General features: G+C 63.2%; 20 protein-coding genes and 1 riboswitch. Of the genes, 13 read left to right on the top strand and 7 right to left on the bottom strand.

All coding sequences use genetic code 11. The features are described 5' to 3' along the window. Positions 1-26: 26 nt before the first annotated feature. The 11 genes from SOX55_RS06525 (at position 27) to SOX55_RS06475 (ending at position 14566) form a co-directional block, all read left to right on the top strand. Positions 27-5663: a Cna B-type domain-containing protein gene (locus tag SOX55_RS06525; RefSeq protein WP_325286632.1), complete on the top strand. Its 5637-nt coding sequence runs from the start codon at positions 27-29 to the stop codon at positions 5661-5663. 149 nt (positions 5664-5812) lie between these two features. After that, complete coding sequence (gene srtB, locus SOX55_RS06520; RefSeq protein WP_325286631.1) at positions 5813-6775, top strand: class B sortase; 963 nt, start codon at positions 5813-5815, stop codon at positions 6773-6775. A gap of 155 nt (positions 6776-6930) precedes the next feature. Further along, positions 6931-7938, top strand: a complete 1008-nt coding sequence (locus tag SOX55_RS06515; RefSeq protein ID WP_325286630.1) for a biotin--[acetyl-CoA-carboxylase] ligase — start codon at positions 6931-6933, stop codon at positions 7936-7938. Positions 7939-7965: 27 nt separating this feature from the next. Then, positions 7966-8508 carry a chromate transporter gene (locus SOX55_RS06510; protein ID WP_325286629.1) on the top strand — a complete coding sequence of 181 codons (543 nt, stop codon included), beginning with the start codon at positions 7966-7968 and terminating at the stop codon, positions 8506-8508. Then, positions 8505-9101: a chromate transporter gene (locus SOX55_RS06505; protein WP_325286628.1), complete on the top strand. Its 597-nt coding sequence runs from the start codon at positions 8505-8507 to the stop codon at positions 9099-9101. The genes SOX55_RS06510 and SOX55_RS06505 overlap by 4 nt, the downstream gene beginning before the upstream one ends. A gap of 27 nt (positions 9102-9128) precedes the next feature. Further along, positions 9129-10493 (top strand): 23S rRNA (uracil(1939)-C(5))-methyltransferase RlmD, encoded by a 1365-nt coding sequence (gene rlmD / locus SOX55_RS06500; protein ID WP_325286627.1) that lies wholly within the window; start codon positions 9129-9131, stop codon positions 10491-10493. A gap of 35 nt (positions 10494-10528) precedes the next feature. Beyond that, positions 10529-11221 (top strand): L-2-amino-thiazoline-4-carboxylic acid hydrolase, encoded by a 693-nt coding sequence (locus tag SOX55_RS06495; protein ID WP_325286626.1) that lies wholly within the window; start codon positions 10529-10531, stop codon positions 11219-11221. Positions 11222-11272: 51 nt separating this feature from the next. Continuing rightward, entirely contained in the window at positions 11273-12403 is a 1131-nt protein-coding gene (locus tag SOX55_RS06490; protein WP_325286625.1) for an SLC13 family permease, read from the top strand. A gap of 113 nt (positions 12404-12516) precedes the next feature. Further along, positions 12517-12702 carry a hypothetical protein gene (locus tag SOX55_RS06485; protein WP_325286624.1) on the top strand — a complete coding sequence of 62 codons (186 nt, stop codon included), beginning with the start codon at positions 12517-12519 and terminating at the stop codon, positions 12700-12702. A 113-nt stretch (positions 12703-12815) separates the two neighbouring features. Further along, complete coding sequence (locus SOX55_RS06480; RefSeq protein ID WP_325286623.1) at positions 12816-12944, top strand: hypothetical protein; 129 nt, start codon at positions 12816-12818, stop codon at positions 12942-12944. Then, positions 12941-14566: a recombinase family protein gene (locus tag SOX55_RS06475; protein WP_325286622.1), complete on the top strand. Its 1626-nt coding sequence runs from the start codon at positions 12941-12943 to the stop codon at positions 14564-14566. Before SOX55_RS06480 ends, SOX55_RS06475 begins: the two co-directional genes overlap by 4 nt. Positions 14567-14893: 327 nt before the next feature. Here SOX55_RS06475 and SOX55_RS06470 read toward each other — a convergent pair whose 3' ends face one another. The 4 genes from SOX55_RS06470 to SOX55_RS06455 form a co-directional block, all read right to left on the bottom strand. Continuing rightward, the gene (locus SOX55_RS06470; RefSeq protein WP_325286621.1) at positions 14894-15481 is read right to left on the bottom strand and encodes a 5-formyltetrahydrofolate cyclo-ligase; all 588 of its coding nucleotides are present in this window, start codon (positions 15479-15481) and stop codon (positions 14894-14896) included. Positions 15482-15501: 20 nt separating this feature from the next. Then, positions 15502-16731 carry a DNA polymerase IV gene (gene dinB, locus SOX55_RS06465; protein ID WP_325286620.1) on the bottom strand — a complete coding sequence of 410 codons (1230 nt, stop codon included), beginning with the start codon at positions 16729-16731 and terminating at the stop codon, positions 15502-15504. Between the two features lie 111 nt (positions 16732-16842). Next, positions 16843-18741 carry an LTA synthase family protein gene (locus SOX55_RS06460; RefSeq protein ID WP_325286619.1) on the bottom strand — a complete coding sequence of 633 codons (1899 nt, stop codon included), beginning with the start codon at positions 18739-18741 and terminating at the stop codon, positions 16843-16845. A gap of 106 nt (positions 18742-18847) precedes the next feature. Further along, entirely contained in the window at positions 18848-19471 is a 624-nt protein-coding gene (locus tag SOX55_RS06455) for an ECF transporter S component (RefSeq protein WP_442873615.1), read from the bottom strand. Positions 19472-19561: 90 nt separating this feature from the next. Then, positions 19562-19705, bottom strand: a riboswitch (FMN riboswitch). A 142-nt stretch (positions 19706-19847) separates the two neighbouring features. Here SOX55_RS06455 and SOX55_RS06450 point away from each other — a divergent pair. After that, entirely contained in the window at positions 19848-20372 is a 525-nt protein-coding gene (locus SOX55_RS06450) for an SLOG family protein (RefSeq protein ID WP_325286618.1), read from the top strand. 86 nt (positions 20373-20458) lie between these two features. Continuing rightward, the gene (locus SOX55_RS06445; protein WP_325286617.1) at positions 20459-21262 is read left to right on the top strand and encodes a DUF4358 domain-containing protein; all 804 of its coding nucleotides are present in this window, start codon (positions 20459-20461) and stop codon (positions 21260-21262) included. Positions 21263-21326: 64 nt separating this feature from the next. Here SOX55_RS06445 and spoVAE read toward each other — a convergent pair whose 3' ends face one another. The 3 genes from spoVAE to SOX55_RS06430 form a co-directional block, all read right to left on the bottom strand. Further along, positions 21327-21683 (bottom strand): stage V sporulation protein AE, encoded by a 357-nt coding sequence (spoVAE, locus tag SOX55_RS06440; protein ID WP_325286616.1) that lies wholly within the window; start codon positions 21681-21683, stop codon positions 21327-21329. Positions 21684-21801: 118 nt separating this feature from the next. After that, a complete protein-coding gene (locus SOX55_RS06435) occupies positions 21802-23472 on the bottom strand; it encodes an ammonium transporter (RefSeq protein WP_325286615.1) in 1671 nt (556 codons plus the stop codon). A 160-nt stretch (positions 23473-23632) separates the two neighbouring features. Next, entirely contained in the window at positions 23633-25033 is a 1401-nt protein-coding gene (locus tag SOX55_RS06430) for a glutamate synthase subunit beta (RefSeq protein ID WP_325286614.1), read from the bottom strand. Positions 25034-25035 lie beyond the last annotated feature (2 nt).

Below are 25035 nucleotides of genomic sequence, written 5' to 3'. Positions count from 1 at the left end.
GTCCCACCGGTTTGGGCAGAAGGGTCATGTCGGCCTTTCTGGCGGCGGTGATGAGCGTCAGCCTGCTGCAGGTAGGCACAATGGCACTGGGCACGGAGACCGATGCCCAGGTGAACCAGCGGGCAAAGCAGATTCAGGGCAACGCCAGCCCGGTCTACTACACTTACAATGCTGAGAGCGGAGAATTCGTCATCGGCACGAACACCAACCCCGTGGTGAAGAACAACGAGGATCCGGCCAAGACGAAGGTGACCATCTCCAAGGAGATCTTCCCCACCGGCACAGAGAACGAGTTCGACATTGCGCTGAAAGTGAAGACCAACGAGGCCATCGAGCAGAGCACCAAGAGCCCCGACGCGGCGGTGGTGCTGGTGATCGATACGTCGGATTCCATGCGCGCGTGCGCGACCTGCGGCGAGCATTATATTTACAATGATTGGGGAGGATATTATACCTACTATCATTCCAAGGACTGTGTGTACTGCACGTCCCACAAGAATCTTACGACTGAGGTTGCTACGGAACACACCCGTCTTGCGGCCGCAAAGGCCGAGGCGGCCAATTTCCTGAATACCTATGCCGGCTTTACGGGAGAAACGTACAAGGACCCCAACGCCACACGGTATGTGGCTGTGGTGGAGTTCAACGGCAACGCCAGTATGCTGAATTTCGGCAACAGAATAAACCCGCGGTACTGGTTTGAACTGCACGGTTCGGATGAGGATGCCACGAAGGCCAATCTGACTACCGTGACGAACAGGATCAATAGCCTCGGTACAAACTATTCCACGAACCCGGATGCCGGTTTGATGTATGCGGAGTGGCTGCTGGACGCCAACCAGGGCGGCAAAGCGGTTTCCTCCGTGGACAATAAGTTCGTGGTGCTGCTGACCGACGGCCAGCCGAATGCGAATACAGGCGATATCAGTCGGTCCCGTCCTATGCCGGAGAAAAGCGGCTACACGATGCGGAATAACAGAAACTATGACAACCCGGCCCGCCGTGCGTTCTATATCCGCAATACGCTGGACACCACGTTCTACTCCATCTGCTTTGACGCCGGAGACAACGTGTCTCAGTGGATGACCGAGTTTTCCAACAAGTGTGTGGCGGCTACTAACGCGAATCAGCTGAGCCTTGCCTTCAAGGAGATTATCATCCGCATGATGCTGGCGGTGGACGCCTGGAAGGTCACGGACCCCATGGGCGAGCACATCAGCCTGGTGAGCGTTTCCGACCTGAACACCCATGCCAACAACGCCGTGACTTATGACGCCAACGGCTTGAACTGGAACCTTCGGATGGATCTGGCCAGCGAAGCCACCACCATCGTGGACAAAAACGGCGCCCCCATTACCAACTATCAGCCCGGTATGGACTGCACCATCACCTATCACCTGCGGTACCGGGTGAAGCTGAATGTGGCCGGTCTGATCACCGCCCTTGAGGCGGCCAATCCCACCGCCACCAACGAAAAACTGAAGGAACTGCTGGAAGACCAGTGGAACCTGACCAACGGCGAGACCCGTCTGGACTACTATCTGACCAAGAAGGACAGCAACGACAATACCCAGTACGTGGACGATGACGGCAACGTCATTGCCGACGGCACCGACAAGATGCTGAGCATGCACTTCAAGGTTCCGGCGGTGAAGGGCTATGCCGCCCTGCCCCTGAGCTTCACCAAGGTGGGCGCGGACGGCAAACAGCTGGCCGGCGCCAAGTTTGAAGTGGCCAACGCGGCCAATACCTGGAGCGAGGAGGCCGTCTCCGACGCCAACGGCCTGGTGACCTTCGCCAAGCCCATCCCCTCCGGCGACAGCTATGTCCTCAGCGAGACGACGGTCCCCGACGGCTATGAGGCCGTGGAGAATACGGAATTCACGCTGGCCTACGGTCAGGGCGCGCCTTCCTTCCGGAACGGCACCGTCACCGACCCCCTGCACATTGAGAAGATCGACGTCACCGTCACCAAGACCTGGCTGAAGCCGGCGGATGAGAGCGCCGCCACTTCCATCAAACTGACGCTGCTGCAGAACGGCCAGGTTTACGACGCCGCCTCCAGAGAGTATACGGACGTGATCGTCTCTCCCACCAACTGGGATACCGGCAGCACGGCGGACCTCTGGAAGTACACCTTCCATAACCTGCCCGAGAAGGACGCCCAGGGCAACCTCTACGAGTACACCGTGGAGGAGGAGTCGATGGTCGGCTGGACGACCAGCTATGACGCGGGGAACCCCCTGCACATCATCAATACCGCCAGCGGCAATACCATCGTCAGTGTTACCAAGGACTGGATCCTGCCGGCGGGCATGACCGGCTCCGAGGTGACGGTGAAGCTGCTGGCCAACGGCGAGGAGACCGGCCAGACCTGTAAGGTCAGCCCCGGCAGGACGGAGTTTTTCGGCCTGAACCCGAAGCTGCCCACCTATGATTCCGCGGGTCAGCGGATCGAGTACTCGGTGCAGGAAGTCCCCGGCAGCTATCAGCAGGCCAAGGCTCCCGCCTATACGAAGGCCGGCACGGTGGAGATGTGGACCCTGACCAACACTGTGGCACAGGAAAAGACCTCCGTCAGCGGCAGCAAGATCTGGCGTGACGGCAATGCCGCCGCCCATGACGCCGTGACGGTGGAGCTGTACGCCGACGGCCAGCCGACGGGCACCACCGCCCGGCTCAGCGACGCCAACAACTGGGAATACGAATTCAAGGACCTGGACCGCTACGCCTTCACCTGCAGCTATGACGGCGAGGGCAACGTCACAGAGATCACCGCCGTCAGGGCCATCAGCTACACCGTGCGGGAAACCGACGTTCCCGACGGCTACGCGGTGAGCTATGAGGGCTCCGACGTGGTCAACACCCGCACCGGCACCGTCAGCTTCACCGCCAGCAAGGTCTGGGGCGCTGACGTGGAGGACGCGCAGCACGGCGAGGTGTCCGTGATCCTGTACGCCAACGGCGCGGAGAAGGACACCGCGACCACCGTAAACGGCAGCTATACCTTTGAAAGTCTGCCCAAGTACGACGCCAAGGGCGGCCTGATTTCCTATTCCGTGCGGGAGGCGCGGGTCCCCGGCGGCTACACCGTCTCCTACAGCAAGGTGACCACCGACAATAACGGCAACTACGCCCAGACCATCACCAATACCCCCAACGCTCAGGAGGACACTACCACCGTTACCGTCCACAAGAACTGGAAGCAGCCTGCGGACGTTGCCGCCAGGGAGGCCACCTTCCGGCTGTATGACGGCGACACCGGAGAACTGCTGAACACCGCCACCATCCTGGGCAACACCACCTACAGCTTCCGGAACCTGGATAAGTATAAGGAGATCGACGGCAAGCTGAAGAAGATCAACTACGTGGTGGAAGAGGATAAACTGGCCGGCTACGACTCCGGCGCGGAGCAGAACGGAAACACCTGGACCTTCACCAACGTCATCAAGGGCACCACCGACATCACCGTCACCAAGTCCTGGGTGGATCCCGATCCCACCGACCGGGGCAACGTGGTCATCGACGTGGAGTACTATGACGCGGTGAACCAGGAGTGGGTGAAGCACAACGAAACCATCACCATCGAAAACGGCAAGACCACCGGAGAACTGAAGGGCCTGCCCGCCTATGACAGCGAGGGCCAGCGGATTGACTACCGGATCAGCGAGCAGCTTTTCCCGGGCTACACCGCCTCCGTCACCGGCGGCCTGCAGAACAACGGCAAGTTCAGCTTCAGCCTGGTGAACACCATCAACCCCGCCGATACCCGCGTCCCCGTCTCCAAGACCTGGATCGACGGCGGCACCCCCGCCGCTGACCGGCCCGACGTGACCATCAGTGTGCTCCAGACCGGCATGGAGGGCGGACTGTATCCCAACGCGGCCGGCACCTGGAGTACCCACACCCTGGCGGTGAAGTTCTATGAGGACAACGGCACCGTCAAGGCCGACACCCTGGTGGACGGCGCGGTGACCGCCACGGCGGACGCCGAAGTCAGCGCCGACGGCAGCACCTACACCGCTTATGTGACGGTACCCCAGTTCAGCCAGGACCTGACCCGCCGCTATGTCTACACCGCGGAGGAGTACACCGTTCCCTCCGGCTACAGCAAGGCCGTCTCCGGCACCGCCGTGACCAACCGGCGTTCCGGCACCCTGGAGCCTCTCACCATTACCAAGTACTGGACCGATCCCGCCGGCACCGACCGCCCCGACATCACCCTGGTGCTGACCGGCACGGACGGCTCCGTGCGCAGAATCCTGGTCAGCGATGACGGCGGCGTCACCGCAACCCTCAACGGCGAGGCGCTGCAGGTGGCTGCCAGCGGCAGCACCTGGAGCATCAAGGTTCCCGACCTGCCGGAGTTCGATGCAGGCGGCGCCAGGATCACCTACACCCTGGATGAGGAGAGCGTGCCCGGCTATACCAGGAAGACCGTGGAGGGCCAGCCCTTCGCCATCCGCAATGTCATTGAGCAGAAGTCCGATGTCACCGCCGGCGCCGAGAAGGTGTGGGTCATGGATACCACCGGCCACTACAAGCCGGCGTATCCCGACAGCATCTCCGTGGCCCTGTTCCGCGACGGCCAGATGGTGGCCGGCAGCCAGCAGACGGTGAAGCGCACCGCCGGCAACACCTATCCCATTGAGACCTACAGGAACCTGAACAAGTACGCCTCCGACGGCCACGCCTATGATTACGAGGTCCGGGAGCTGGATGCCACCGGCGCGGAGGTCCGAAACGGCGGCACCGTCAGCTTCGGCGAGAACAACGATTACACCGTCACCTATCAGAACGGCGTCATCACCAACACCTACGCGGCCCCTGCCAGGTACCTGTACGTTGTGGAGTGCCACTACACCCACACCGCCTATGACGGCACCCTGGTTTCCAGCTACGTGGTTACCAGCGACCTGAAGAGCGAGACGGAGAGCAGGACCGTCACTGCCAATCCCGGCGACTACAAAGTCTGCGGGAAGGACGGCCTGACCTACAGCTTCGACCCGAACGCCGCCAACCCGGAGAACGTCACCTCCGTGGCGCTGGCGGAGGAGAACCATCTCTACAAGCTGGTGCTGAGCTACGTCCTGGTGGACGATGAGCCTGCGCAGCCCGGAAATCCCGGCTCTGACGGCGACAAGACCACCGACGTCATCGTGAAGAAGGTCTGGAAGGGCGACACCGCCGAGGACCGTCCCGACAGCATCACCGTCCGCCTGCTGAAGGACGGCAAGGCCTACGCCGACCAGGAGCTGTCCGCGGACAACAACTGGAAGTGCATGTGGGTGGATCTCAGCGATTCCGCCAAGTGGACCGTGGAAGAGATCGACGTTCCCGACGGCTACACCTCCTCGGTGAGCGTCCGGAACAGCACCTGGACCATCACCAACACCTATGACGGCAGCCTGCCGGTGATCCCCGATGAGCCTGTTCCCGGCGGCGATCAGCCCGGCGGCGGCAGCTCCGGCGGCACCAATCCCGGTGACGGCGACGATGAGTTCATCATTCCCGATACCGAGGTTCCCACCGGCGACAAGACCGTCGATCCGCCCAAGACCGGCGACGCCATGGCCCTGTGGGCCGCGGCGGCTGCCCTGTCCGGCCTGGGCCTGGGCTGGATGACCATCAACGGCAGAAAGCGGAAGGAAGAGGAGACCTGATTTCCCCGGCCTGAAGCCATCCCGACAGCGCAAAAGCCCCCGGCCAACCGGCCGGGGGCTTTTGGCAGACGTTTCTTGTGTTCCGGGGCGAAGCGGAGTATAATGAATCCCGGAGAGCGATGCCGTATCACGGAAAGGAGCGGGCGGAAATGGGAAAAAACGTGCGCCGCGGAGTGCTGCTGGCGCTGGCCGTAGTGTTTCTGGGCAGCGGGGCCATGGTGGCCCGGTCCGCGCTGGATTACCAGGCAGGCGAGGCGGCCTACGCCGAAGCGGAGACCCTGGCGGAGCTGCCGGAGCTTCCGGAACTGCCGGAGAAGGCCGTTGAAGAGCCGGCGGCTCCGGAGGAGCCTGCGGCGCCGGAAACCCCCGCCCCGGCGGCGCCGGAGCCGGTGTACGTGGACCCCTACGCGGACGCCCTGCGGAATATGGACTTCACCGCCCTGCGGGAGGTGAACCGTGAGGTGCTGGGCTGGCTTCTGATTCCCAACACCCGGGTGTCCTATCCGCTGCTGCAGCACGGGGACAACGACTATTACCTGGAGCGTACCTGGAAGGGACAGCGGAGCGCCGTGGGCGCCATCTTCATGGAGTGCCGCAGCAGCGGCGACCTGTCGGACTTCCACACGGTGATCTACGGCCACAACATGAACAACGGCTCCATGTTCGGCACCCTGAAAAACTACAAATCCCAGTCCTACTGGGCGGCCCACCCCGGCATCTATGTGACCACCGACAGCGGCAGCCGCTGCTACGAGATTTTTGCCGCCTACGAAGCCGATACGGAGGGGCTGACCTACCAGATCGGCTTTGACAGCCAGGGGGAAAAGCAGGCGTTTCTGGATGACTGCCTCAGCCGGTCGGTGATCGACACCGGCGTGGTCCCCACCACAGCGGACTCCATTCTGACGCTGTCCACCTGCACGGGCCGGGGCCATGCCACCCGCTGGGTGGTGCAGGGGGTGCTGAAAAGCAGCCTGCCTCCGGCGGTGGAAGCGACTGCCCCGGCGGAGGTGCCGGACGCCCCTGCTCCGGAGCGGCAGACGCCGGAGGCTGTCACGCCCTCCGGAGAAGAACCGCCGGAAGTCCCGGAAGCGTCCCCTGACGCCGGCTGAGCCCAATCCCCCCGGCACGGATGCCGGGGGGATTTGAGCGGTTGGCCGGACAGCCCCGCCGAACTGTCACAGAAATTTCCCGGGGAGGTTTACAAGCGGGGGCAAAACGTGATAGACTACATTCTGCCATTGGAAAACAGCGGAAATGAGGTGCGATGATGAGTAAACAGACCATGCTGGCCATGCTGCGGGCCAGACCCGGCGCCTTTGTCTCCGGCGAGCAGGTCAGTGAACAGCTGGGCCTGTCCCGGACCGCCATCTGGAAGGCGGTGGACGCCCTGCGGAAGGAGGGCTATGTCATTGAGGCCCGCACCGGCCAGGGCTACCGGCTGGTGTCGGTGCCGGACCTGCTGACGGAGGAGGAGGTCCGCAGCCATCTGCCCGCCACGGAGACGGTGGGCCGGGAGCTGCGCTGCTTCGACGAGCTGGACTCCACCAACACCTATGCCAAGAAGCTGGCCCTCACCGGCGCGGCGGACGGCACGGTGGTCATTGCGGACAGCCAGACCGCCGGGCGGGGGCGGATGGAGCGGCGGTTCCAGTCCCCCAAGGGAAAGGGCATTTACCTGACGGCGCTGCTGCGGCCCGGCATGGCGCCGGAGCGGTTCCTGCCCATCACGGCGCTGGCCGGCGTGGCAGTGTGCGAGGCTGCGGAGCAGGTCTGCGGCATCCGGCCGCAGCTGAAGTGGCCCAATGACCCGGTGGTCAACGGAAAGAAAATCTGCGGCATCCTGACGGAGATGAGCATGGAGGGCGAGACCGGCCGCCTGCAGTATCTGGTGGTGGGCATCGGCATCAACGTGCTCCAGCAGCCGGAGGACTTCACGGAGGACGTGGCGGCCATGGCCACCTCGCTGCTGCAGGTGACGGGGAAGCCCGTCTCCCGGGCGGCGCTGTCGGCGGCCCTCATCGCCGCGCTGGACCGGCTGTACGCCGCATTGAAGCGGGGCGACCTGTCGGAGTATCTGGCGGTGTACCGGCGGGACTGCGTGAACGTGGGAAAGCAGGTGCAGCTGGTGCGGCCCGACGGCTCCCGGCAGGCGGTGACCGCCGTGGACGTGGACGATCAGTTCAGCCTGGTGGTCCGGGACGAAGAGGGCAAGACCTTTACCGTCCGCTCCGGCGAGGTATCCGTCCGGGGCATGTACGGCTATGTGGAGTAATCATCCGAGAGAAAAGAGGAGATTTCAATGAAAGAACTATGGATCCTGTTCTGGAGCTTTGCGAAAATGGGCGCCATCACCTTCGGCGGCGGCATGGCCATGCTGCCCATTCTCCAGCGTGAGGTGGTGGATCACCAGCACTGGGCCACGGAGGAGGAGCTGGTGGACTACTACGCCATCAGCCAGTGCACCCCCGGCATCATCGCCGTGAATGTGTCCACCTTCATCGGCCAGAAGCAAAAGGGCATCGTGGGCGGCATCGTGGCCACCCTGGGCGTGGTGTTCCCGTCCCTGGTGATCATTTCCATCCTGGCGGGCCTGATCACCAACTTTTCCCACCTCACCTGGGTGCAGAACGCCTTTGCCGGCATTCAGGTGTGCGTCTGCGTATTGATTTTCAACAGCGTGCGCAAGCTGCTGAAAAAGTCGGTGGTGGATAAGCGGACCGCCGTGATTTTCATCGTGGTGCTGCTGGGCAGCACGCTGCTGGACGTGTCGCCGGTGTGGTTTGTGGTGATTTCCGCCCTGGCGGGTATCGTGCTGAAAGAATTGGAGGCGAAGAAGAAATGACGCTGCTGCGGCTTTATTGGGAATTTTTCAAAACCGGCCTGTTCGCCATCGGCGGAGGCATGGCCACGCTGCCTTTCCTGAAGGACATCGGCGAGACCACCGGCTGGTACACCTACGGCGAACTGATGAACATGCTGGCGGTGTCTGAGTCCACCCCCGGCCCCATCGGCATCAACATGGCCACCTATGTGGGCTTTACGGTCAGCGGCATCCCCGGCGCGGTGATTGCCACCGTAGGCGAGATTACGCCCTCCATCATCGTCATTCTGCTGGTGGCCATGCTGCTCAAGAGCTTCAAGGACAACCGCTATGTGAGCATGGCGTTCTACGGCCTGCGCCCCGCCTCCACGGGCCTGATCGGCGCGGCCTGCATCAGCGTGATTTTCGAGGTGCTGCTGCACATTGCGACTTCCGGCGGCCAGCTGCTGAACAGCTTTTCCTTCGGCGGCAGCATCAACGGAAAGGGCTTTGTGCTGGCGGCGGTGCTGCTGGTGCTGACCAACAACGTGAAAAAAGTGAAGGACCTGCACCCCATCGTGTTCATTCTCGGCTCTGCCGTGGTGGGTGTGGTGTTCGGCTTCGCCGGCGTCTGAGCCGGCATTTCCGACGGAGAAGTGTGCATGGAGAGACTGGAACAGAACAGGACCTATACCGGCACGGTGGAGGGCTACTCCAGCGAGGGCCTGGGCATCGTGAAGCTCAGCGGCGCGGTGGTGTTCGTCCCCCGGGTTCTGCGGGGCGAGGTCATTGACCTGAAAATCACCAAGGTGATGAAAAACGCGGCGGTGGGGGAGGCCGTGAAGGTGCGGCAGGCGTCGCCGGAGCGGGCGAAGCCAGAGTGCCCCCATTTCGGCGTCTGCGGCGGCTGCGACCTCCAGCACATGAGCTATCAGGAGGAGCTGTGGGCCAAGCGCCGCCGGGTGCAGGACGCCCTGACCCGGCTGGGCGGCGCGGACGTGGAGGTGGAGGAGATTCTGGGCGCGAAAGACCCCCTCCACTACCGCAACAAGAGCCAGTACCCGGTGGGAGCCGACGGAACCGTGGGCTTTTACCGGGAGCGGAGCCACCAGGTGGTGGGCGTGGATCGCTGCCTCATCCAGACGGAGCAGAGTGACGCCACCGCCGGCGCGGTGCGGGACTGGATGCGCCGCTACAAGGTTCCTGCCTACGACGAGCGGACGGGCAAGGGCCTGGTGCGCCATGTCTACGTCCGCACCAACCGGAAGGGCGAGACGCTGTGCTGCCTGCTGGTAAACGGCAGGCAGGTACCCCGGGAGCCGGAGCTGGTGGCCTACGTCCGGGCGGCGGCGCCCAGAACCGTAGGCGTGGTGCTGGGCACCAACACTGCCCGGGGCAACGTGATCCTGGGGGACCGGTACCGCACGCTGTGGGGGGAGGACCACCTGATGGACACCCTCTGCGGCCTGAGCTTCAAGCTGTCGGTGCCGTCGTTTTACCAGGTGAACCGGGACCAGGCGGAGGTGCTGTACCGCAAGGCCCTGGAGTTTGCCGGCCTCACCGGGGAGGAGACGGTGCTGGATCTGTACTGCGGCGCCGGCACCATCACGCTGTGCATGGCCGGCCAGGCGAAGCGGGTCATCGGCGCGGAGATCGTGCCGGCGGCCATCCGGGACGCGGAGGAAAACGCCGCCCGGAACCGCATTGAAAACGCGGAGTTCTTCTGCGGCGACGCGGCGGACGTGGCGGCGAAGCTGGAGCGGGAGGGCCTGCGGCCCGATGTCATCACCGTGGACCCGCCCCGGAAGGGCCTGGCCCCGGAGGTCATCGCCTCCGTGGCAGGCATGGCGCCGGACCGGGTGGTGTACGTCTCCTGCGACCCGGCCACCCTGGGCCGGGACGTGAAGCGCTTCGCCCAGCTGGGGTATCAGGCGGTCCGGGCCGCGGCGGTGGACCTGTTCCCCGCCACCAAGCACGTGGAGACGGTGGTGCTTTTGTCCAGACTGAATTGTAACTCCGCGACATAGCGCATACGCAAGGCGGAGCGGACGGGAGGAACAACATGGGATTCAACGAAAAGGTTCACGCATACATCGCGGCGCGCTATTATATCCGCCTGACGGAGACCTTCGGGCGGCGGGGAAAGCTGGCCTTTATCCACGCCACGGAGTACTACGCCGAGCAGCGGGGACGGCGGATGGCCCAGCGAGCCATCCGGGACGGCCAGGAGCTGACGCTGGACACCTATCTCCGGTACGGAGAGTGGAAAAACACGGAGGAGTGTACCGCCCTGGGCTGCGCCAACAACGGCAGGGTGCTGGCCCATCATCCGGATTACATGAAGCAGGTGACCGTCTGCCCCTGGCACACCCAGTTTGCCGAGATGGGGGCGGAGGAAGCGGGGGAGACCTACTGCCTGCATCTGGACAACTCCATCTGCCGCGGATTCAACCCGGCGCTGGAATACCGGGTGCCCCAGAACCTGAACCAGGGGGTCTGCTGCATCCACCTGGTGCGGGACGCCGGGCTGGGCGAGGGCCCGTGGGAAAAGAAGCCGGAGTACATCCGGGACTTCTCCTTCCACTGCGCCCACTCCTACTGGGCTTACCGGGAGGTGTGCGGGGCCGTGTTCGGCGAGGCGGGAACCGCGCTGAGCGAGGCGGTCCTGGCGGATTTTGAAGCGGAGTACGGCCGGGAAGCGGCGGATGTGCTGCGCTCCTACGAGGGATATAACTTCAATGTCTGCGGGGATTGAGCAGGCGGAGGGCCGCAGGCCCGTAAGTTTTCAAGGAAAGAAGCTTTTGACATGACCCTGAAACGGCTGATCCGGCAGGAGACCGTGCTGACGGCGGCCGCCGCGCTGGCGGTGCTCTCCGCCTTCGCGGTGCGCCCGGACCCGCAATACATCGGCTATATTGACTTCCGCACCCTGGCCATCCTGTTCTCCCTGATGACCGTCATGGCGGGACTGGGGCGGCAGGGGGTGTTCGACCGGCTAGGCCGGGCGCTGCTGGCCCGGGCGGGGGGAATGCTCCGGCTGGTTTTCGTGCTGGTGGGGCTGTGCTTTTTCGGCAGCATGTTCATCACCAACGATGTGTCGCTGATGACCTTTGTCCCCTTCACCTTCGCGGTGCTCAGCGGCCTGGGGGAGGAGAGCCGCCGCACCCTTGCGCCGCCGGTGGTGTGCATGCAGACCGTGGCGGCCAACCTGGGCAGCATGCTGACGCCCATCGGCAACCCCCAGAACCTGTATCTGTACGGCAAAAGCGGCATGGGTATCGGGGCGTTTGTGGGGCTGATGCTGCCCTACACCCTGGTTTCCCTGGGGCTGCTGGCGCTCTGGGCGCTGCTGCTGTGCCGGGGCCGGAGGAAGTGCCTGCCGCCTCCTGCCGCCGCTGAAGAGACAGCCGCACCGGACCGCTGGATCGTGGCGCTCTACGGGGTGCTTTTCGCGGTCTGCCTGCTGGCGGTGGTGCGGGCGGTGCCGTATGGACTGGCGTTTGCGGCGGTGCTGGTGTGCACACTCTGTGCCGACCGGGTGACGCTGGGGCGGGTGGACTACTCCCTGCTGCTGACTTTTACGGCCTTCTTCATTTTTATCGGCAACCTGGGCCGCATCCCCGCCTTTTCCGCCTGGCTGCAGGCGGTGATCGCCGGCCGGGAGGTGCCGGTGGCGGTGCTGGCGTCCCAGATCACCAGCAACGTCCCGGCGGCGCTGCTGCTGTCCGGGTTTACGGACGACACACCGGCGCTGATCATCGGCACCAATCTGGGGGGCCTGGGCACGCTGATCGCCTCCATGGCCAGCCTCATCTCCTACCGGCAGATCGCCCGGGAGATGCCGGGGGACAAGGGCCGGTATTTCCGGCTGTTCACCGTGTCCAACGTGCTGTTCCTGGCGGTGCTGACGGCGGTGTGGGCCGTTCTGGCCGGATGAGCGCCCCGGGAAAAGATTCTCGGAAAACAGTTGTAAAATCCGGCAAAACGGTGTATGATAACGATTATCTGATAGACGGAAAACGTTCAGACCGAACAGGAGGTTACAGCATCATGAGTAAGACGGCACGTATGGTCATGAAGATCATTGGCGCCAGCCTGGGCTTTGCCGCGGTGGTTTGTCTGCTGATCGGCGGGTGGCACGACCTGTCCGTGGCGGGCAGCGGCATGAAGAAGTGCCTGGCCCGGAAATTCGGCTCCGAATATGACGACTATAACGACGAGGAGCTGTACAGCTGAAACAGATTTCCAGAAAGAGGACGGCAGAGGATTCTGCCGTCCTCTTTTGCTGTCCCCGGGGCAATAACTGGCCCGCCGGCGCATATCCTTTACCAAAGAAAGGAGGAATGCCCATGAGTCGGAGCAGACAGAAGCCGCCGGTCCGCTGCGTTTTCGCGGAAGAGGGGGAGCCGCTGCAGACGCTGATTCTGCAGTCGCTGCGGCTGTTTGTGCGGCGGGCGCTGCTGGCGGAGGGCCGGTGACGGGCGCGGGAATCGGGAACCCGGCGGATTACCGGGCGGCGCTGTACATCCGGCTGTCCCGGGAGGATGAGAACGAGGGGCCGTCGGAAAGCGTTACTAACCAGAAATCCCTCTTGGACGAATTTGTAAAGAGCCATCGCTTGTCTGTCTACGATGTCTATATCGATGACGGTTACAGCGGCACCAACTTTGACCGTCCGGCATTCCAACGGATGATCGCGGATATCGAGGCCAGGAAGGTCAACATGGTCATCACCAAGGACCTGTCCCGTCTGGGCCGCGACTACATCATGACCGGCCACTACATGGAGCGGTACTTCCCGGAAAAGCGGGTGCGGTACATTTCCCTGCTGGACGGCATCGACACCGGCGTGGAGTCCAGCGCTAACGATATCACGCCCTTCCGGGCCATCATGAACGACATGTATGCCAAGGATATCTCCAAGAAGATCAAGAGCGTCAAGCGGGATAAGCAGCGCAAGGGGCAGTTCATCGGCGGCAAGCCGGTTTACGGCTACAAAATGCACCCCACCGAGAAAAACAAAATCGTCATCGACGAGGAAGCGGCTCCCATGGTGCGGCGGATCTTCGGCATGGCGCTGGAGGGTATGAGCTGCCGTCAGATCGCAGCCCAACTGAACACAGAAGGCATCCCGACCCCTGCCACCTATGCGGGGCTGCCGGTGCCCAATCCCGGCCCTTACACCGGACTGTGGTCCAGCGAACGCATTTCCGATATGCTGCAAAACGAGACTTACATTGGCAACATGGTCCAGGGCCGCAGCGTGAAAATCAGCTACAAGTCCAAGAAGTGCCTGAAGCAGGATCGGGAGAATTGGGTCGTGGTGGAAGGAACGCACGAGCCTCTGATTGATCGGGAGACGTTCCAAAAGGTACGCATGTTGGTCAACAGCCGCAGGCACACCCGGAGCCGCACTTATGACTTTCTGCTCAAAGGGATGATCTTCTGCCATGAGTGCGGGTATCCACTGGCAGTGCTCAACCGCAAAAACGCCGCCGGGGAGGATGTGCTGTACTTCGTCTGCCGCACCTATCAGCGGTTTACCAGGGCCGGCGTCTGTACCTGCCATACCATCAAGGAAAAGACCGTCACAGACGCGGTCATTGCCAAGGTGCGGGAAGTCTGCGAAGCCTGGCTGCATCCCGATGAACTGCTTCCCATTGCGCGGCGGGCGGCGGAGCAGGCCCGGAAGGAAAACGCTCCGGAGGCGGAATCGCAGGCAATTCAGAGCAGGATCGACAGCCTGACGGCCAATCTGGATAAGATGTACATGGACCGGCTGTCGGGCCTGCTGGCCGAGCCGGACTTTGAGCGCATCTATCAGCGCATCAAAGCGGAGCGCGGCTCACTGGAGGAACGGCTGAAGGACCTGAAAGCGCAGAAAGAAAGCCCCGTCCCCGCAGAGGACAGGGCAAAAGAACTGGTGCGGCGCTTCATGGACTCGGCCTTTTCCAGCCGGGGGCTGCTGGTGAGCCTCATTGACCGGATCGAGCTGACAGAGGACAAACAGATCATCATCCACTTCCGCTTCCGGGAACCGGAGGCGGTTTCTCAGAGCCTGCCGCTTACAACAGCCGCGGCGGAATGTATCCCGCATTGAGAAAAAAGCCCTGGAAAAGCTGCGGGCCGCCATGGAGGCGCCGGAGTGAAAAAGGTCCTGACCGTGGTCAGGACCTCAGCTTGTCGAAAAACCTCTGTTCGGAAGTAAATAGGTTCGTTTTGCAGGGGAAGTACGAGGGGGCGGTAGTCTCCTCGTGTGGAATCAAATGCCTGCAAAAAGCTTGCGCGGCAAGTGTTTGCGCCGCATAGCGGCAGCTTTTTGGCCTGCGCAGCAGACAAAAAAGCGAGGCATTGTGCAGGCTATTGAAAAAGTCCAAAGGACTTTTTCAATAGCCTGAGGTCCTGACCGCGGTCAGGACCTGTTTTTTCACTCAATGCGGGCGGGAATGCCGTCCTCGTAAAGCCCCTTTTCCGTCACCACCCAGGGGATGGGCAGGTCGTGGGGCTCCACCGGCAGCTCCTCCCGGGTCAGCCGCTCCCGGCACACCAGCACGGCGGCGGAGCGGTATTTGCTGAGGAAGCGGTCATAGAAGCCGCCGCCCTGGCCCAGGCGCTTGCCGCCGTGGCTGCAGCTGAGACAGGGGATGACGGCGAAGTCCACGGCGTCGGCGTCCACCACCGGGGTGTCCGGCGACGGCTCCCGGATGCCGTAGGCGCCGGTGCGCAGCTGGTCCAGGGAGGTGATGTGGTGCAGGTCCATGAGACCGTCCCCCACGCACAGGGGCACGCACAGCCGCTTGCCCCGGCGGAGGACGTTCTCCAGAAAGGCGGTGGTGTCGATCTCCCTGCTGGTGCCCACAAAAGCGAACACCGTGTCCGCCGCCAGATACTCCGGCATGGCGGCCAGATGGGCGCAGATGGCGGCGCTGGCCTGGTCCTTGTAGCTCTGGGGCAGCTCCTGCTCCATGGCGCGGATGAGCTTGCGCAGCTGCTGTTTCTCTTCTTTTCTGGTCATGGGGGACTTCCTTTCTGTTGTCACAGCTCCGGCACGTCGTCGGTGGGGGCCGCGTCCGCGGCGGAGCCGAATTGAATGGCGCCTGCGCCGAATTTGCTCCGGATGGCGTCCATGGCGGTTTCGATGCGCTCCTGCTTCTGCTGATTCTGAATGGCCTGGGGCCGGAACAGGTCCACCTGCTCAAAGGCGGTGTCGCTGTCGGAGAGGTAGAGGGCGGTGACGGTCAGCATCCGGATGGGGGTGGGAGGCTGCCAGAAGGATTCCAGCAGCTCCATGGCCCCCTGGGTCAGATCCCGTATCAGGTGGGTGGGGGCGGCGAACTGCTTCTGGCGGCTGGAGGTTTTGAAATCCGGGGTCCGCATGGTCACCTGCACCCCGCCGGCATACAGCCCCGCCGCCCGCAGGCGGCTGGCCACACTGTCCGCCAGCAGGGCTACGCCGGTGCGGGCCTGGTCCCGGGTGGTCAGGTTCTTCCGGAAGGTGGTGCCGTTGCCCACGGACTTCACCGGCTCCCGGTCCTCTTTGGACCGCACCGGCTCGTGCTCCAGTCCGTTGGCGTATTCATACAGCTGGTAGCCCAGCTTGCCCATCAGCGTCTCCAGCATCTCCGGGCGGCAGGCGGCCAGCTGGCCGATGGTCTCCACGCCGTACTGGCCCAGGGTCCGCCGGGCGGCCTGCCCCACAAACAGCAGGTCCCCCACCGGCAGCGGCCAGACGATCTCCCGCCAGTTTTCCCGGGAGATGACGGTGGTGGCGTCCGGCTTTTTGTAGTCGCTGCCCAGCTTGGCAAACACCTTGTTGAAGCTGACGCCTACGGACAGCGTCAACCCCAGCTCCTCCCGGACCCGGCGGCGGATGTCATCGGCGATGGCCCGGGGGTCGCCGCCGAACAGATGGGCGGTGCCGGTGATGTCCAGCCAGCTTTCGTCGATGCCGAAGGGCTCCACCAGGTCGGTGTATTGCTCGTAGATGGCGTTGACCCGGCGGGAGTATTGGCGGTACAGATCGTGGTGGGGCGGCAGCAGCACCAGATCCGGACATTTTTTCTTGGCCTGCCAGATGGTCTCCGCCGTCTGGACGCCGAAGCGCTTGGCAGGTTCGTTCTTGGCCAGAATGATGCCGTGGCGGGAGGCGGGGTCGCCGCATACCGCCATGGGCACCTCCCGCAGGTCCGGGTGGCTCAGCAGCTCCACGGAGGCGAAAAAGCAGTTCAGATCACAGTGGAGAATGATGCGGTTTTTTGCGTCCATGGCAGGCCTCCTTTCGCCGGGCAGCGGTTCCTGATCACAGCATACCACGCCGGGCGGGAAAATACCAGCAAAAAGGCCGCGTTCTATTGAACGCGGTCTTTTATCAATTTATCAATCGTAGAACCCCTCCGGGTGCTCGTCCTCGTCAAACAGGTGGTTGTAGGCTATGACGCGGTAGTCGCTGTAGAGCCGGCGCAGGTCCTCCGGCAGCTCCGCCTCCGTCTCCGCAATTGTGCCGTCGGCGGTCATGAAGCCGATGGTGGTGGCCACGGGCAGCCGCTCCATCAGCTCCGAGAGGAGCTTCTGATAGCCTGTCAGAGGCAGGCCCGCCAGCTGGGCCGTCAGGGTTCCCAGATAGTTGGCGGAGATGGTCAGCCCCTCCTGCTCCGGAATGTCGTAGTTGGCCCAGATGAAAAACGGCACCTCGTACTCCTGAAAGACCTCCTCAATGGTGCGGCTGTCCAGGGGTTTTCCGTAGAGCCTTTCGTAAAACTCCCGGCTCAGGGGCGGCTGATGGTCGCCGAAAAACACCACCATGGTCCGCTCGTCACAGGCGGAGTAGTACTCCACCAGCTCCTGGATGGCCTTGTCGCTCTCCAGCATCAGGGAGAAAAACTGGGAGGTGACGCTGTCGGCGGTGCCGGGGGCTGCCACCTCCACCGTCCGCACCAGGTTTTTCCAGCCCTGGGCGTAGCCGCTGTGGTTCTGCATGGTGACGTTGAACAAAAACGTGGGGCCGGCCTGCTCCTCCGTCCAGCGGTAAAGCTGCCGGTAGTCGCTGGAGTCGCTGACGTACTTGCGGATGATCTCCGGGTCCCGCACATCGTCCCGGTAGTACTGTTGGTCGAAGCCCATCCAGGAATAGACGGAGGTGCGGTTCCAGCCGGAGGGTAAGTAGGGGTGGAAGGAGATGGTGTGGCAGCCCTGGGCCTTCACCTGGGACACCATGGAGGGCATTCCGTTATAGCAGTACAGCTGGTAGGCCACGGTGGAGGAGGGGAGAAAGGCCAGGGAGTCCCCGGTGAGGAACTCGAACTCCACGTTGGCGGTGCCGCCGCCGGTGACGGGGGAGACCAGGGTGCCCTTGACGGTGTTCTCCGTCAGGGAGTGGAAGAAGGGCAGGGGGTCCTCCGTCAGCTCCAAGTTGGGGAAGGCAGCGGTCATGTCCGCGAAGGACTCGTTCATGATGATGATGAGGTTTTCCGGCGGCTCCAGGCCGGAACCGCTGTCCGGCAGGCGGATTGCCCGGTCCGCGATGGCCTGGGCGGCCTCGGGAGAGTAGTCCTCCGGGGCGGAGACGAAGCTGTAGCGCAGGGCGGTCATGAAGTTCAGCAGAAAGCCGTTGGCCTGGGTTTTCCACTGCTGGGCGTAGATGCCGATGTCCGGCAGCAGGGGCGTGAAAAAGAACACGTAGAGGTACACCCCGATGGCGGCGCAGGAGCCGATGACGGTGATCCACCGCAGCTTCTGCCGTCCCCGGCGGCGGAAGATCCGGTGCGCCAGGGCGATGAGCAGCCAGTAGGCCGCCAGCAGCCCCACGGCGATCCACACGTTTTTGTCGGGAGTGTAGTCGAAGTCACCGGCCACGTTGGCGGCGGTGCCTAGGGTCAGCAGGTCGCAGGGGAAGATGATGCGGCCCCGGAAGGTCAGTACGTAGTGGTTGGCCAGTCCGAACAGAAAGCAGAAGCCGGAGGCCATGAGGGCGCCCAGCCCCTTGCGCCCCGCCAGCATCCGGACCACCCAGAAAATCAGGTAGTACCAGATCAGGTTCAGCGTCACCTGCAGGTTGGTGAGGGAGGCGAAGGGGTCGTTGTTGTTCAGATACTCCACCATCAGGTAGGACACCCACGGCCCCAGCAAAAACACGGCCCGGGCCGCGTTTTCCCGGTCCGTCAGCCACCGGGGCAAGCGAAAGCGCCGCCGGGGCGTTTTTTCGGCTTCACCGGCGGGGGCAGCGCCCTCCGGCGGGGCAATGGGTTCCACAGCAGAAGAAAGCTCTTCCGGCTCCATGGTTCAGACTCCTTTCGGACGTTGGAAAAAATAAAACTCCACGCGCAGTATCGCGTATTCAAAAACAAAAATACGGCAGACGCCTGAGCGCCTGCCGTATCGTCAGTTACTTGTGCAGCAGGGGGGACAGCGGCTTGTAGATCAGGAAGCACAGCACCACGTCCAGCATCCCCTTGAAGAAGGTGAAGGGGAGGTTGAAGATCACCAGGCACTTGATCAGGCTGTCCGCGGAGGGGAGAATGGCCTGGTACATGCCGATGATGGCCTCCAGAGGCAGTCCGTAGCACACCACGTAGGCGGGGTACACCAGGAAATAGTTCAGGGGCACGGACAGCACGGCCATCAGCACGGCGCCGGCCACGGCGCCCAGCAGGGCGGTGGCGCGGGTCTTCTTCCGCTGATAGATGACGCCGGCGGTGAAGGCGAACACAGAGCCCATCAGGAAGTTGAACAGCTCGCCCACGTAGGCGGAGGAAGTGCCCTTGATGAGAATGTGCAGCAGATTTTTCAGGAAGGTGACGGCCACGCCGTACACGGGGCCCAGGGAGAAGGCGGCCAGCAGCTCCGGCAGGTCCGAGATGTCCAGCTTCACGAAGGAGGGGATGAGCGCCGGAATGGGCATTTCAATGAACATCAGGGCAAAGGCTACGGCGGAGAGCATGGCGGTGACGGTGATGCTGTGGGTGCGGGAACGGGACATGGCGGTGGATGCGGTGTTGGTTGTGGACATAAAAAACACTCCTTTTGTTTGCTTGAAAACACCTGGAGGTCCGTGTCTTCTCCAAGGTGAACAAGCAACAAAGGAGCCGCCCTTTGCCGCCATAATCTTCTTCCATCCAGACTTGGGCCCAAAGGACCGTTACTGTCGGTCCCGGAGTTTCACCGGGTCAGCGGAACGCCAGAAGGCGCACCGGTCGCGGACTGTACCGCCGGTGGGGAATTGCACCCCGCCCTGAAGACATGTTATCCATTTGTTTTCTGCAGATAGTATACGCCGGATTGCCGGAAAATGCAACAGGAAATTTTCACGGAAAAAAGGTCCCTCTTTACAACTGAGAACAGATGTTCTACAATAGAGGGGAAATCCGGGCAAAGGGGGGATCATCGTGCGGGGAAGACAGTGGAGCTGCAGCTTCACCGGCCACCGTCCGGCCAAGCTGCCCTGGGGCTACCGGGAGGAGGACCCCCGGTGCCTGGTGCTGAAGCGGCGGATCCGGGATGCGGTGGAGGCCGCCTATCAGGAGGGCTACCGCCATTTTCTGTGCGGCATGGCCATGGGCTGCGATCTCTACTTCTGCGAGTGCGTGCTGGCCCTGCGCAGCCGCCACGGTGATGTGACGCTGGAGGCGGTGCTGCCCTGTCCGGAGCAGGCGGATACCTGGCCGGAGGCGGAGCGGCAGCGCTACCGGGCGCTGGTGAAGGCCTGCGACGATGAGACTATGGTGGCCCAGCGGTACACCGCCGGGTGCATGCAGCGGCGCAACCGCTATTTGGTGGACCATTCGTCGCTGCTGATTGCCGCCTATGACGGCTCGGCAGGCGGGACCCGCAACACCATCCAGTACGCCCTGAGCCAGGGGGTGCAGATCGCGGACCTGCCCATCCCGGCGGAATTTCCGGAAAGCAAATAAAAAATGGGGGATGCGGGAACTTTTCGCCGCCTGTGTCCGTCTCATTTTCTGTCAACACTTTGGATGATAAAGGAGAACAGAACACCATGAAAATGAGACTGATGACCCTGCTGCTGGCGCTGGCCATGACGGTATCCCTCACCGCCTGCGGCGGAAACGGGGCCTCCTCCGCCCAGGGCGGGACCTCTTCCGCCCAGACCTCCGCCGACACCTCCGCCGATCAGGCCGCCGGCAATGAGGAGGCGCTTCCGGAGGAGGAGCCGGAAGATCCGGAGGAGCCGGAAGAAACGCAGAACGCCGTGGAGGAGCCCTCCGGGGAGAACACGGAGGCGGCGCAGAAGCCGCCCGCCCCGGTGGAAAAGCCCGCGGAGAAGCCTGCGGAGAAGCCTGTCCAGAAGCCTGCGGAGGAGCCGGAGCCGGCGGAAAAGCCCGTCTCCGGCGGGGCCTCCGGCAGCAGCTCCGCCGATACCGGCAGCCAGGCCCCGGCGGCCCAGAGCGTGGATCTGACAGCCTTCTATGAGAGCCAGACCACCGCCTACGGCGAGGGCAACTTCCCTGCCATGATGGCCCTGGACGGCGAGGCGCTGGATGTGATGTATCCGGGATTGTCGGACCTGAGCCCGAAGCAGTGCCTGGTGTACATGCCCATGATCTCCGCCGTGGCGGCGGAGTACGCCCTGGTGGAGGTGTCCTCCGCCGACCAGGTGGAGACGGTGAAGACCATTTTCCAGAGCCGCATCGACTACCAGGTGGAGCAGGGAGCCTTCTATCCCGCCACCGTGGAGAAGTGGCAGAACAGCACCCGCATTGTCAGCAACGGCAACTATGTGATGCTGGTGTGCTTCGACCGCTGCGATGACGCGGTGAGCAGCTTCAACGCCCTGTTTTAAATCTTTCGAAAAAGTGGCAAAGCCACTTTTTCGAAAGAAAAAACCGCCCTTCCGGGCGGTTTTTTCAGCGCTTTTCGCCGGAGCGGAACAGCAGAGCCATCAGCGCGCCGAACACCACGGCGGCGGTGATGCCTCCGGCAGTGGCGGTGAGGCCGCCGGTGAACACCCCCAGCCAACCCTGCTCCGCCACGGCCTTTTTCACCCCCTTGGCCAGGGAGAAGCCGAAGCCGGTAAGAGGCACCGTGGCGCCGGCACCGCCCCAGTCGGCGATAGGCTGGTAGAGTCCCAGGGCCCCCAGCAGTACCCCGGCCACCACGTAGCCGGTGAGGATGCGGGCGGGGGTCAGCTGGGTGCGGTCAATGAGCACCTGGCCGATGGCGCACAGGATGCCGCCGCAGAGAAACGCGTTCAGATATTCCATGAAACGCCTCCTTTGAGGTTCGCTGGTGCTATCATCCCCAAAGAAGGGAAAAATATGCGGAAAAGAAGCGGGGAGGCCGGTCCTGACGGCCTCTCCGCTTCTCAGGAAGGGAGCGAAATTAACCTCTCTGATCCTGCAGGGCGTCGTAGTCCTTTTCGCCGGTGCGGACCTTCACAACGTTGTCCACGTTGTAGACGAAGATCTTGCCGTCGCCGGTCTTGCCGGTGTACAGCGCCTTCTGGGCGGCAGCCACCACCAGGCCGGGAGACACCTTGGAGACCACGATGTCCACCTGGATCTTGGGGAACAGGTTCATGCTCATCTCAACGCCGCGGTACTGGCCGGTTTTGCCCAGCTGCTCGCCGCAGCCCATGACGTTGGTGACGGTCATGCCGGTGACGCCGATGGCAGCCATGGTATCCCGCAGGATGCCGAAGCGCTCCTCGTTGCACACGATGGTGACCTTGGTGAGCTTGTGACCGCTTTCCGCGGCGGTGACGCTGGGAGCCAGCTCGGTGGGAACCAGGCCGGAGATGTCCACGGGACCGGAGACGGTCTCGCCGCCCAGGGTGCCGGGAGCGGAGGGCAGGAAGTCGGCGTAGGCGGAGGTCAGGCCGTGCTCGGTGATGTCCAGGCCGATGATCTCCTCCTCGGCGGAGGCCCGCAGGCCGATGGTGGCCTTGATGACCTTGAAGGTGATGGTCATGAGAATCACGGTGTACAGGGCGATGGCCGCGCAGCCCAGCACCTGGACGATCAGGTGGGAGACGCCGCCGCCGTAGAACAGGCCGGACTCGGTGTTGAACAGGCCGTCTGCCACGGTGCCCCAGATGCCGTTGGCACAGTGGACACCCACGGCGCCCACGGGATCGTCGATGTGGAAGCGGAAGTCCAGAACCTCCACCACCACAACCACCAGGATGCCGGCCACCAGGCCGATGATGACAGAGCCCAGGGCGTCCACGGTGGCGCAGGGAGCGGTGATGGCCACCAGACCGGCCAGGGAGGCGTTCAGGCACATGGAAACGTCAGGCTTGCCGTTCTTGGCCCAGGTGAAGACCATGCAGGCCACGGTGGCCACGGCGGGGGCGATGGTGGTGTTGCCCAGAATCCAGGCCATCTGCGCGGGGTCGGAGGCAGCGGCGCCGTTGAAGCCGTACCAGCAGAACCACAGGATGAAGCAGCCCAGAGCGCCCAGAGTCAGGGAGTGGCCGGGAATGGCGTGGACCTCCACGGTGCCGTCCTTCTTCTTGGTGTACTTGCCGATGCGGGGCCCCAGAATGATGGCGCCGATGAGAGCGGAGATGCCGCCAACCATGTGGATGACGCTGGAACCGGCGAAGTCCACAAAGCCCAGGCCCGCCAGCCAGCCCTGGCCGTTCCAGACCCAGCCGGCCTCAATGGGATACACCACCGCGCTGATGACGGCGGAGTAAACACAGTAGGAGAGGAACTTGGTGCGCTCCGCCATGGCACCGGAGACGATGGTGGCGGCGGTGGCGCAGAACACCAGCTGGAAGAAGAAGTTGGACCAGTTGAAACCGTAGAAATCAGTGAACAGCTGGTAATCCGGCATGCCGATCAGGCCGAAGAAATAGTTTTCGCTGTTCATAATGCCGTAGCCCAGGAACATAAAGACCACAGTGCCGATGCAGAAGTCCATCAGGTTTTTCATGATGATGTTGCCGGCGTTCTTGGCCCGGGTGAAGCCGGTCTCCACCATGGCGAAGCCGCATTGCATGAAGAACACCAATACTGCGCCGACCAGATACCATACAGACATATCCATTGTTTTTTCCTCCTCTGACACAAAATGGCAGAGGCGCCCGGGGTTTCCCCTCAGGCGTCTCTGCCTTTAACATGCTAAAACAGTAACACAGGAAATACGTTCCGTCAATCGTCACAATTCCTAAGAAACCTTGCGGTTTGCACAAAAATTTCTCTCTCGATTATATAGAACGCACAAGGTTGGTGTAGCCGATCAGGTACTCATCCACCTCGGCGGCGGCGGAGCGGCCCTCCGCGATGGCCCACACCACCAGGGACTGGCCCCGGCGCATGTCGCCGGCGGCAAAGACCTTCTCCACGTTGGTGCGGTAGCTACCCTCGCCGGTGCGGACGGTTCTGTCCATGTCCACGCCAAAGGCCCGGCACACGTCCGCCCGGCAGCCGGCAAAGCCGGTGGCGGCAATGAGAATGTCGCAGGGCAGGGTGTCGCCGTCGGTGGTGACCACGCCGGTGAGGGTACCCTTCTTGTCCTTTACCAGCTCCTTTACCTGCACGCCGAAGCGGCGGGGGTCCTTGCCCAGCACCGCCAGGGCCTCGTCGTGGGCGTAGTCGCTGGGCAGGGCGCCCCTGGCGTCCAGATAGTCCGATTCCTTCCGGCGCACCAGCTGCACCACGGAGGCGCAGCCCTCCCGCAGGGCGGTGGCCACGCAGTCACTGGCGGTGTCGCCGGTGCCCACAATGACCACGTTCTTCCCAGCGGCGGAGGGAATGGCCGGCTCCTTGCCGAACTGGTGGCGCTCCACGGCGGCCTTCAGGAACTCCGTGCCGTAGAACACGCCGGAGACGCCCTCCGTGTCCACCCCCAGGGGGCGGGGCTCCTCGGCGCCGCAGCACAGCACCACCGCGTCATATTCCGCCAGCATCCGCTGGGCGGTTTTGGGCACGGAGGCATCCACGCCGGTGACGAAGCTGACACCCTCGTCGGTCATCAGCTCCACCCGGCGGCGCACCACGCTCTTGGGCAGCTTCATGTTGGGGATGCCGTAGGTCAGCAGTCCGCCGGGCTGCTCCTCCCGTTCAATGACGGTGACGGAGTGGCCCCGGTGGTTCAGCTGGTCCGCCGCCGCAAGGCCTGCGGGGCCGGAGCCGATGACCGCCACCTTCTTCCCGGACCATTGGGGCGGGCGGCGGCGCTGCATGGTTTTGTCGGCGTAGCAGGACTCGATGATGCACAGCTCGTTGTCCCGGATGGTGATGGCGTCGCCGTACATGCCGCAGATGCAGGCCTGCTCGCAGGGGGCGGGACAGACCCGCCCGGTGAACTCCGGAAAGTTGTTGGCCTTCAGCAGCCGGGACAGGGCGTGGCCCCGGTTGCCGGCCATGATCATGTCATTCCACTCGGGAATCAGATTGTGGAGGGGACAGCCGAACGTCTTTCCCTCCCAGATCATTCCGCTCTGGCAGTAGGGTACGCCGCAGTTCATGCACCGGGCGCCCTGCTGCTCCCGCAGCTCAGCGGGCAGGGGAAGGTGGAACTCCTCCCAGTCCTGCACCCGTTGGGCAGGGTCTCTCACCGCGTCCTCGCGGCGGGCATATTCCATAAATCCAGTGGGTTTACCCATGA

The organism is Dysosmobacter sp. (assembly GCF_034093755.1).
Classification (GTDB): Bacteria; Bacillota; Clostridia; order Oscillospirales; family Oscillospiraceae; genus Oscillibacter.
The sequence above is the reverse complement of the archived record's forward strand: the minus strand, read 5'-3'. Positions and strand labels throughout refer to the sequence as shown.